General features: G+C 40.1%; 8 protein-coding genes. 3 read left to right on the top strand and 5 right to left on the bottom strand.

Features of this window, described 5'->3' with window-relative positions; genetic code table 11:
• Window positions 1–197 precede the first annotated feature (197 nt).
• Window positions 198–1,208: an acyltransferase family protein gene (locus CD122_RS09110; RefSeq protein ID WP_103358670.1), complete on the top strand. Its 1,011-nt coding sequence runs from the start codon at window positions 198–200 to the stop codon at window positions 1,206–1,208.
• On the opposite strand, the gene CD122_RS11965 is transcribed toward CD122_RS09110, so the two are convergent.
• Window positions 1,192–1,329, bottom strand: coding sequence for a hypothetical protein (locus CD122_RS11965; RefSeq protein ID WP_169926503.1), 138 nt, complete (start codon window positions 1,327–1,329; stop codon window positions 1,192–1,194). The genes CD122_RS09110 and CD122_RS11965 overlap by 17 nt on opposite strands.
• Before the next feature lie 565 nt (window positions 1,330–1,894).
• Between CD122_RS11965 and CD122_RS09115 the strand changes: the two genes are divergently transcribed.
• A complete protein-coding gene (locus CD122_RS09115; RefSeq protein ID WP_103358671.1) occupies window positions 1,895–3,064 on the top strand; it encodes an aminotransferase class I/II-fold pyridoxal phosphate-dependent enzyme in 1,170 nt (389 codons plus the stop codon).
• 62 nt (window positions 3,065–3,126) lie between these two features.
• Here the strand turns inward: CD122_RS09115 and menB are convergent, their stop codons facing one another.
• From menB to CD122_RS09135, 4 genes are read right to left on the bottom strand one after another with little or no spacing between them, the layout of a single operon-like run.
• Window positions 3,127–3,942 (bottom strand): 1,4-dihydroxy-2-naphthoyl-CoA synthase, encoded by an 816-nt coding sequence (gene menB / locus CD122_RS09120; RefSeq protein ID WP_373694255.1) that lies wholly within the window; start codon window positions 3,940–3,942, stop codon window positions 3,127–3,129.
• Between the two features lie 19 nt (window positions 3,943–3,961).
• Window positions 3,962–4,753 (bottom strand): 2-succinyl-6-hydroxy-2,4-cyclohexadiene-1-carboxylate synthase, encoded by a 792-nt coding sequence (menH, locus tag CD122_RS09125; RefSeq protein ID WP_103358673.1) that lies wholly within the window; start codon window positions 4,751–4,753, stop codon window positions 3,962–3,964.
• Window positions 4,740–6,413 (bottom strand): 2-succinyl-5-enolpyruvyl-6-hydroxy-3-cyclohexene-1-carboxylic-acid synthase, encoded by a 1,674-nt coding sequence (gene menD, locus CD122_RS09130; protein WP_103358674.1) that lies wholly within the window; start codon window positions 6,411–6,413, stop codon window positions 4,740–4,742. Before menD ends, menH begins: the two co-directional genes overlap by 14 nt.
• A complete protein-coding gene (locus tag CD122_RS09135) occupies window positions 6,406–7,761 on the bottom strand; it encodes an isochorismate synthase (protein WP_103358675.1) in 1,356 nt (451 codons plus the stop codon). The genes menD and CD122_RS09135 overlap by 8 nt, the downstream gene beginning before the upstream one ends.
• Before the next feature lie 179 nt (window positions 7,762–7,940).
• On the opposite strand from CD122_RS09135, the gene CD122_RS09140 reads away from it, so the two are divergent.
• Entirely contained in the window at window positions 7,941–8,879 is a 939-nt protein-coding gene (locus CD122_RS09140; protein ID WP_103358676.1) for a 1,4-dihydroxy-2-naphthoate polyprenyltransferase, read from the top strand.
• Window positions 8,880–8,982 lie beyond the last annotated feature (103 nt).

Genomic DNA, 8,982 nt, shown 5'->3' on the forward strand with positions numbered 1-8,982 from the left:
AGATGTGTATAAGAGACAGACCATATCCTGTTGTTAAAGAGAACAATTAATCAAAAAATCTTAACTTCAACATATAAATTAGTATAAATATGTTAACGCTTTACTTTTCTTACCATATCATATACCTTAATTTATTGCATTTATTAGCCGATCTATACTACAGTATGTATGATGTTCAATAAAGGAGCGCATACATTATGGTAAAACTTCAACAAAGAGACGCATTTTTTGATAATGCACGTGCAGGACTTATTTTTTTAGTCGTGTTTGGACATTTAATTAACCCTTATACCAACGAACAACCTTTTCTAACAGCGTTATATCTGTTGATTTATAGTTTTCACATGCCTGCATTTTTATTTATTTCTGGTTACTTTGCCAAAAATATCGGTCAGGCAGGTTACATTGAAAAAGTCGGCAAAAAATTATTAGGACCTTATCTCATATTTTACGCCTTTTTCTCAATCTACTATTTCATTACTGGCAAAAATAGTTCCGTAGACCTTGATCTATTCGATCCCGTATTTGCGTTATGGTTCTTATTAACACTATTTTTCTTTAATGTTATTTTAGTCGTCGTTCATCAATTTAAGCCTATCTATGTATTACCAGCAGCAATCATCGTTGCGATGCTATCTGGCTTTTCATCTAATATTGATGGTTACTTGAGTTGGTCTCGAACGTTAGTGTTTTTCCCAGTATTTTATGTTGGCTACATACTGAATGGCAACTTCGATCGCTTGATTCGTCAAAAGAAATTCGCACCACTTTCACTCGCTGTCTTGGTCATTTTCTTTATTTTTTATTACGTTCATCCAATCGATTCAAGTTGGCTACTCGCAAGTTCGCCTTATAAAGATATTGAAGGCATGGACGTTATCTTTAGTCCGTTAAAACGTCTACTCTTTTACTTAATTATTTTTACAGCAATGATGGCATTCTTGAATTTAACACCTGAACGCCGTTATTGGTTTACGTATATCGGTTCACGCACAATGTTTATCTATCTTCTGCACGGTGTCTTTATCGGCCTGATTCGTGGACAACATATTTATCCATTTATCGATGCCCATCCAGCGCTCGGTCTGATTTATAATCTCGTATTGACCTGCTTTATCGTCTGGATATGGTCAACAGACTTTGTTGTAAAGTGGACAAGTCCATTCGTACAATTGAAGTCCCCGTCATCCTTTAAACCATATGCATAACCCAAATGAGTGAAACGGCATTTTCAGCTGTTTTGCTCATTTTTAGTTGCTCTAAATTTTGGGGACCATTGTGTTTGTACTCTTTTTGATAAGCATCGTTTCTTGATTGCTCGCTTGCCAAGGCGCCTCACTCCAACTAGGGAGCATTACAGAAATCTTATGCGCATGCAAAGATTTCGTAGTAGTGCCCCGGCAAGGATGACTAGAAGTGCGGAAAGCTTATTCAAGCGTATTCGCACTTCAGTCAGCTACTGCCAATTGTGTTTTTGTACTTTTAAAATTGTCTTAACTATGGATTTTCCGTTCGGCTTGTTGCCTTAGGCGTCTCGTAATCAAAACGATTCACATGTTAGATTCAACACAAAATATCGCATACACAATGTGTTAGACAGCTATTACTATGTAAATTCTAATCTGCATGTCTTGCATGGCTTAATTTTGGACGTTGATAGAGTTTAAATATTAAGAGTATACGTGTTATGAAAAATCCAATGATATGCCACACGTTAGCTAATACATTATTTTTCTCAATCTTGCATGGTATATCTTTGACTCGTAACCAATCACATTGTTTCATAATTTCTCTAAGCACTTAACCAAGCATGTAGAGGTTATAAAGCTTCTGATCCTACTCCCAAATATGATATGATTAATCACAACTTCTTATTTTTCAGGACGTGATATTTATGAAACTTGAACTTAATGACTTTAGCCAATACTTGAAAGCACCTAGTATTCGTCAATTTTCTAGCAAGATGGCGGGTATGACTGATGTCGTGAACTTAACAATTGGTCAGCCAGACTTTCCAATGCCATCTATCGTCAAATCAGCGTATCAACAAGCAATCGCTGATAACCAAACGACATACTCTCATAACAAAGGCTTACTAGAAACACGACAAGCCGTCTCACAGTACTATCAAACACGTTTTAATATTAACTATGACCCTGAGTCGATTATCATTACAAACGGCGCTTCTGAAGCATTAGACACATCTTTACGTTGCATTATCAACCCTGGTGATGAAATCTTGTTACCCGGCCCTGTTTATGCAGGCTATATTCCACTTATTCAATCACTCGGTGGCGTCCCTGTGTTTATCGATACACGTGACACTGGCTTGAAAGTGACACCTGCTTTAATCGAGCAACATATGTCGGAACGTACACGCGCGATTATTTTAAATTATCCATCGAATCCAACGGGTATGACATTGTCGGAAGATGAAGTGTCTGCGCTGGTCGATTTATTACAGACGCTACCTATTTTTGTGATTAGTGATGAAATTTATGCGGAAAATACGTTCAATGGTACGCATACATCCTTTGCACGTTTCCCTGCCATTCACGATCAATTATTATTAATTAACGGCTTGAGCAAGTCTCATTCGGCTACAGGCATTCGTATTGGGTTCCTTGCTGGTCCACAATACTTAATTGAAAAGTTGACATTTATGCACGCATATAACTGTATTTGTGCGAATGTCCCTTCACAGGTGGCTACAATTACTGCACTTAGTGACGCCATTGATGCACCGAAAACAATGAATCAGGCTTATATCGAACGTCGTGATTATCTTGTTTCAGAACTAACGGACATGGGCTTCTCACTAGCATCTGTACCACAAGGCGCTTTTTATATCTTTCCAAATATCCAAAAATTCACGGATGATGATATGCAGTTTTGCGTGGATGTGTTGGAAAAAGCACACGTTGCAATGGTCCCAGGCTCATCCTTTACAGATTGTGGACGCGGTCATATTCGCATTTCTTATGCTTATGATATGGCACAACTCCAGGAAGGTATGCGTCGACTTCGTACATACTTATCAGAAACATATCCAGATAAAATATAATAGTGAAAAGACGGTACACTTTGTGTTCACACACATTGTGTACCGTCTTGTTTATCCATAGCTTATGGGAATTTAGGGAATTGATCGAAGTCTGGATCGCGTTTTTCTTTAAATGCGTCACGACCTTCTTTCGCTTCGTCTGTTGTATAGTAAAGTAATGTTGCATCACCAGCAAATTGTTGTAAACCAGCTAAGCCATCTGTATCAGCATTCATTGCTGCTTTTAAGAAACGTAATGCTGTTGGTGAATGACGTAACATTTCTTTACACCATTGAACTGTTTCATCTTCTACTTTATCAAGTGGTACGACTGTGTTTGCCATACCCATTTCTAACGCTTGTTGTGCATCGTATTGACGGCATAAGTACCAGATTTCACGCGCTTTCTTGTGTCCAACGATTCGTGCTAAGTAACCTGAACCGTATCCTGCATCGAATGAGCCGACTTTCGGACCTGTTTGACCGAATTTTGCGTTGTCTGCCGCAATTGTTAAGTCACATACGACTTGTAAGACGTTACCGCCACCGATCGCATAACCTTTAACCATCGCAACGACAGGTTTTGGAATCACACGAATTAAACGTTGTAAGTCTAATACGTTCAAGCGTGGAATTTGGTCGTCGCCAACGTAACCACCGTGGCCACGAACTTTTTGGTCGCCACCTGAACAGAATGCTTGGTCGCCTTCACCTGTTAAGATGATAACACCGATACGCTCATCGTCTCTGGCACGTGTAAACGCATCAATCATTTCTTGTACTGTGTTCGGTGTGAACGCATTATGTACGTGCGGACGATTAATTGTTACTTTCGCAATACCTTCAAAAAATTCATATTTAATCTCTTTATATTCCTTTAGTGTTTCCCATTGTCTCAACTGGGTCAACCTCCTCTAGTTAAGCTAAAATAAAAGCTATTAGTATTGTATCAAATTTATCACAATCTTCCACATGAACTGTATGTCCAACTTCAGAAACAACTTCGACATCTGCCTGTGTCAGCTTGGTCATCATCTTATGTGCAATATCAACGAACTTCTCATCCCATTCGCCAACGATCAATTGAACAGGACATGTTACGTGTGGGAGCTTTGTCCATAAGTTGGGCATATTGCCTGTCCCATAATCCACCAATGCTTTCGCCAAACCTACAGGCTGTTGGGATAGGCGCATTTGTCTAATTCGTTGTTGCTCTGCTGTCGATAGAAAACGTTGTGATTGGAATAATGGCAATTTCTCCCAATCATTAACGAATACCTCAATATTTGCTAGTTCCAATACCCGTGCACGTGCTTGGTCTACTTGCTGACGTTCCAATCTTGCCGCTTCATCTTGAATTCCTGCTGTGCCACTTTCTAAAATCAAGCCTGACAACATATCGCTATGTGCAACCGCATACGCAAGTGCCACTCTTGCACCCATAGAATAGCCGTGCAAATAAAGTTCATATTTTCCATACGACAACAATAAGTCATGCAGCTGTGCAACAATCCAATCAAAGTCCCACTGAACCGTCATCGGTGACTGATCATGCCCATGACCTGGTAAGTCGACTAACAATAGATTGACTTCCTTCGTCAATGGTTCAATATGTGCATCAAATGTCGTTTGATCACTAATAAAACCATGCAACATGACCAATGTGCGTTGCGTCGTCTGTTGTGCTGGATACCAATTATGATGTAGCATGTGCCACCTCACGTAGACGATGATACAAGCCTTGATGCGCTTCATAATTCGACGTTCTGTCCGTAACCACTTCAATTAAATGTGATGACATCGTTGGCAAGTCGGTATATGTTAGCGCGTCTAAGTCTTTTATTTGACGATAACCTAAGCCATAAAGCAACGCGACTTTTTCAAAGTCCAAGCCTGTCGGTGTGCCAAACAAGCGTTCAAAATGTTCAGGCGCTTGTTGTTTTTGCGGTAAATATGAGAAAATACCGCCACCATTGTTGTTTAATAGCACGATGTTCATATGAATGTCGTTAAGTTTCGACATCAACAGCCCATTCATATCATGATAGAGTGCTAAATCGCCAATCAATAATGTAACTGAGCGATGCACTGCCATACCAAGCGCTGTGGACACAATACCATCAATGCCATTCGCACCTCTATTTGCATAAATACGTGCTTCATTGTCAAAATACAAATTATCAATATCACGAATTGGCATACTGTTACTTACAAATAAACAGTCGTCTTTGCCCATTTTTTCTAATAATCGACTGACATACGCCGCTTCACCCGTCGCATTTTTTTGATACGTCGAAATCTCTGCACGCGCTTGTTGTTCTAACTGTTGCCAATCACTCAACCATTTTTTACGATAAGCGGTCGGTGCCGTTTCTAAAGATCTGAAGAAGTCATTCGCCGACATCTCAAAGAAATAGTCCGGCTTTTTCGGAAAGGCATCTCTATCCGCACTATTTTGGACAAGAATTTGTTCAGCCGAAGTTTGTTTTAACCATTGATTCAACTTTTTAGAAATGACCGGCTTACCTACACGAATCACAAAGTCCACATCCAAATCTAGCCCCGATCTTAACAGTAAGTCATACGTCGCAATGACATTCGGATGTTGCGTGCTACGAATGCCATTTAGTGGATCTGCAAAAATTGGTAAATCATACACCGTCGAGAACGTTAAAATTTGAGAAATATCTTGATGCTGCATATCCCCTACAATAATAATGCCGTTAGGTTGTCTTAATGTCTTTTCAAGTACCGCTGGATCAATCGTTTTTTGATAATGCGTCTGTGTATACGTATGTGTCGTCAATAAATCTTCACGCGTCAAATCCGGTGTTAACGGTTCATCAAACGGCAAATTGAAATGGACGGGTCCTTGTTGTGGGCCATAAAAATACTGACTCGCACGTTCTAATTGATACTGATTCGTCTCAAGACATTGAATCGTTCCGTCCGCCAATGGTAGATCAAATTGATAACGCACATAGTTCTGGAACATATTCACCTGGTTAATTGCTTGTGGTGCCCCAATGCCCCGTAATGCGTGTGGACGATCACTCGTCAATACAACAAGTGGCAAACGACTAATGTCACTTTCAGCCACTGCCGGCACATAGTTCGCACTTGCCGTTCCAGACGTACAAAGTAATGCGACTGGTCGCTCGCTTCCTTTAATTAAGCCGAGCGCAAAAAAAGCCGCACTGCGTTCATCTGGGTGAATCCACGTCTTAATCTCAGGATGACACTCGAACGCGAGGGCTAATGGCGTTGAACGTGAGCCAGGACTAATCACAACTTCTCGTACACCGTATGCATAAAGTTCAGAGGCAAAATGAAAGACCTGTTCTGTGAGATTTTGTTGATGTTTAGTCAATCTCTGTCACTCCTAATGCGTCCATCATCGGACTAAATTTCAAGGCTGTTTCCGCAACCTCTGCTGCAGGATCTGAATCTTTAACAATCCCTGCACCTGCGTAAAGTAGCGCTTCATTCGCATGCACTAACATTGAGCGAATCGCTACGATAAACTCACAATCGTCATAAATATCAATCATACCAACCGGGGCACCATACAACCCACGCGCCGCAAATTCATGTTCATCAATATACGCCATCGCCATTGCTTTTGGATAACCGCCTAATGCAGGTGTTGGATGCATGACATCTATCAACTCGATATACGATTGCCCATCGAGCTGTCCACCAATTTCAGTATATAAATGGTATAAGTGATCATTTTTTAAGATTTTAGGAGAAGCATCATACGTTGCCTGCTTCACAAATGGTTGAATATCTTCAAGAATACTATCCACTACGAATTGATGTTCAACTAAGTTTTTTTCATCTTGTAAAAATGCTGTCAGACGTTCTGCATCTTGTGCGTCATCTTGTGTACGATGAAGTGTTCCTGCCACAGCTTTCGTATACAACATACCATCTGTCACTCTAAACAACTGCTCTGGCGTTTGAGAAATAAAGGTATGCGTGTCAGACTCCAATACAAATAAATAACTGTTTTTTTCATTCTGCAACGCTTTTTGTAAAATCGCACCGATATGTATCTCTGACGAAAATTGAATTTTACGTTGGCGTGCTAACACGATTTTTTCATCTCTTGCTAAGCGCGCAACCGTTTGTTCTACCAACGCCTGCCAAGCTTGCTGTTTAATGTTATCAATACTGTCAACTTGCGGCATGTTGATTGTGTCCTGTACAGGTGCTAGTGTGTCAAAATACGTAACCAACGTTTGTAAATCTACCATCGAAAAGGTTTCTCTCTCAACGGTATACGTTAAAAACGTCTCCCCGTCTACTTGAGAAATCAACACTTCTGGCAAAATAAAATGGTTGCGCCCGAATGTCTCCCATTCATCACCACCACGTTCCATTGAAAATTGAAAGCCGCCACAGAGACGTAAATGGTGACGTGCATGATCTGGGTGAACACATAAAATGTCTTGTTTCAACGCCTGCCATTGTTCGAACAACGCGCGCTTATTCGGTTGATCATTTTTAATTTGAGCTGCGACACGATAACCGAAATAGGACGTTGTATTATTATTTAAACGGAAATAAAACCGATTGCCTGCCGCTTCATTCGTTGCATAAAACAAAGTAACCGGATCAAGCGATCGTGATAACTTTACTTCAACCGACACCCACCGTTGATCCGCTTGTTCTACTGCTTCTTTGATTGCCTGTTCACGTGCGTCAACAGTCATCTCTTTCTCACTTCTTTCATCATAATCATCTAATTTTTTCCATTATTTTATTTTAACATTTTTACGACGTATTGTGTGCGGAAGAAATCTTATCATAAAAGTTTGTCATTGATTTAAAGGATAATCTTTTCTATACTTATGCTGTATTATAAATATTAATAATCGAGGTTTTTATCTATATGGGAACGCAATTTCAGCAACATTCATCTTTACGCAAATATTGGTTATTGATGCGTCCCCACACACTAACTGCTTCCGTTGTGCCAGTCCTAGTAGGTACGGCAACGGCTAAGCTTTTCATGTTAGGAAGTGAGGATCATCTATTTCTCGGACGTTTTATCGCAATGTTACTCGCTTGTTTACTCATTCAAGCCGCGACAAATATGTTCAATGAATATTACGATTATCAAAAAGGATTGGACGATCATGAGTCCGTTGGTATTGGTGGCGCTATCGTTCGACACGGTATGACACCACAGTCTGTATTTAACCTAGCCATCGCCTTTTATGTCATAGCAGCACTACTTGGTCTTTTCCTTGCTGCAACAACATCATTCTGGTTAATTCCAGTAGGTGTGCTCTGTATGGCAGTTGGTTACTTATATACAGGTGGTCCTTTCCCAATTTCATGGACACCATTGGGCGAGCTATTTTCAGGCTTATTCATGGGAATGTTCATCGTTGTTATCGCATTTTTTGTTCAAACAGGGAACGTGCAAGGCTATGCTGTATGGATTAGTATTCCAATTGTCATTACGATCGGCTTAATCAATATGGCGAATAATATTCGTGACCGTGTCAAAGACCAACAAAGTGGCAGACGTACATTACCTATCTTATTAGGCAAACAAGGTTCACTTTACTTTTTAGCGGCATGTTACATCATCGCCTACGTATTTGTCATTTTCACAGCCTTTTTCAAAGATGGCGGCTCAATCTTCTACTTACTCGTCTTATTGAGCTTCCCAATGCCTGTGAAAGTGTATAGACGATTCAAGAAGAATGACACACCACAAACGATGATGCCTGCGATGGCTGCAGCCGGCAAAACCAACACATTTTTCGGCTTGTTATACGCACTTGGTATTTACATCAGTGCATTGCTTGGTGGCATTTAATAGGCAACAAAAAAGGGGCTGGGACATAAGCACTCAGATTCCCTAAGAAAAAGCCGTTAAAATTCTCTAAAATGAATTTTAACGGCTTTTTTAACATATATAC

It is taken from the genome of Staphylococcus rostri, from assembly GCF_002902145.1.
GTDB classification, from domain to species: domain Bacteria; phylum Bacillota; class Bacilli; order Staphylococcales; family Staphylococcaceae; genus Staphylococcus; species Staphylococcus rostri.